Raw genomic sequence first — 1,897 nt, 5'->3', positions numbered from 1 at the left:
TAGTCTCGTGGGCTCGGCCTTCGAAACCCACGCGTCCTTCGCGGCGTCGTTGTTCGACGGCACCTGCCCCGCGGCCTCGTTGAACTTGGAGTTCTCCGCCTTAGAGGTCGCGAAGTCGATGAACTTCCAGGCGGCGTCCTTGTTCTTGGAGCTCTTGAACAGGCCAAGACCGTCCACGGGGTTGGAGACCTGGACCCGCTTGCCACCGGGTCCGACCGGCTGCGGAATACCGCGGAACTTGTCGACGCCGAGCGCCTTCACATGGTCCTGATAGGAGCCCAGGTTGTGGTTGAGCATTCCGATCGTGCCGGAGTCCCACTGGGCGACCATCTTGGTGAAGTCGTTGTTGAGGTCGGCTGCCGGGGTGACCTTCTTGAAGAGGCCCACGTACTTCTCCAGGGCCGCCACGTTCTTCGGGTCGTTGACCGTGGTCTTCTCGTTGCCGCTGTCCCAGAAGGACGTGATGCCGGACTGCCCGTACATCGCGTCGAGGGCCTGGGCTATGGAGCCGGCGCCACCGCGGATGGTGTAACCGAACTCGTTCTTGCCCTTGTCGGTGAGCTTGTCGGCGGCCTCGTAGAAGTTGTCCCAGGTGGTCGGCTCGTCCAGGCCCGCCTGCTTGAACAGGTCGGTCCGGTAGTAGAGGACGCCGTTGTTGGCGGAGGTCGGGATCGAGTACAGCGTGTCGTCCCGGCCGCCGGCGGCCTTCAGCGACTTGACCATGTCCTCGTTGAGCTTGCCGTTGAGGGAGGACTTGCCGAGTCGGCTGTCCAGCGGCTCCAGCGCGTTCTGGGCGGCGAACCCGGCGAGCATCGCCGCGCCGACACCGCCGACGTCCGGCAGCCCGCCGCCCTGGAGGGCGGTGTCGACCTTGGACTGGTACTCGGTGGCGGCGATCCCGACGTACTCGACCTCGATGTCCGGGTTCTCCTTCTCGAAGTCGGCGATGATCTCCTTCCAGATGTCGGTGCGGACACCGCCGTTGTTGTCCCAGAAGACGACCTTGCCCTTGCCGCTGCCGTCGGCGCCCTTGTCGCCCGCGGACCCGCTGCCGTCGTCGCCGCAGGCCGTTGCGGTCAGCGCGAGTACGGCACTCACGGCGACGGCGGCGGCGGAGCGGCGCCCTCCTCTACTGCTCCTGCGCATACTGGTCTTCATGATCGGCTCTCTTCTTCTGGATCCAACGAGGGTTGTGTCGCTGTGACGTTGTGAAGCTGTGGGGGTCAATGGCGGGCGTGGGGCGCCCGGTTGCCGGTCCCGGCGGGACGGTCTGCAACGGTGTGCGTGCCGAGCCCCCTCTGCGGACCGGAGAACTTGGACACGAGCGCGGGGACGGCCGCCGCCGGGTCGAGCCGGTAGTCGTAGAAGTCCCGCGGGTCGAAGGCCGCGCCCCACGTCTCCTGGCGCCCGCTCGTGTTCTTCAGGATCGACCCGCGCTGCACCAACTCGGCGGTGGCGTCCGCCTGGTAGGGGTGCTGGACGTCCTGGTAGTAGCTGTTCTCGATGACCATCCTGGTCTTGCCGCGCGACCAGTTGCCGTACGTCCATATGGGGTCGCCGGGGTCCGCCTGGGCGGTCATGTAGTTGTTGTAGAGGTGTGCGTAGGCGCAGTTGTCGGCCGACGGGTTGCGCTGCTTCGTACCGCGGAACCAGTTGTGGTCGATGGTGATCTGCGTCTTCACGTTCGGCGTCCAGCCGATGCCGAAGGTCTTGTTGTTGTTCTCGAAGCGGTTGTAGGAGACGGTGACGTACTCGCTGTCCTTGCGGATGTCGAGCTGCCCGTCGCAGATCCGCGAGAAGCGGTTGTGGTCGATCCAGACGTGGTGGACGGTGTCCATCTGGATGCCGTCGAAGTCGGTGTCCTTGGAGTCCCAGTTGCCCTCGACGTACGAGTCTC

The 1,897-nt window shown here is 65.4% G+C and carries 2 protein-coding genes; both read right to left on the bottom strand.

Translation table 11 applies throughout. The features are described 5' to 3' along the window. The coding region (locus EU811_RS22905; RefSeq protein WP_187697307.1) for an ABC transporter substrate-binding protein at positions 1–1,158 on the bottom strand (1,158 nt) is incomplete at its 3' end. A gap of 65 nt (positions 1,159–1,223) precedes the next feature. Beyond that, the coding region (locus tag EU811_RS22900; protein WP_446698079.1) for a pectate lyase family protein at positions 1,224–1,897 on the bottom strand (674 nt) is incomplete at its 5' end.

The sequence above is a fragment of the Arthrobacter sp. TS-15 genome (assembly GCF_006964045.1).
GTDB lineage: Bacteria > Actinomycetota > Actinomycetes > Actinomycetales > Micrococcaceae > Arthrobacter.
This window is presented reverse-complemented; position numbering and strand designations above follow the sequence as displayed.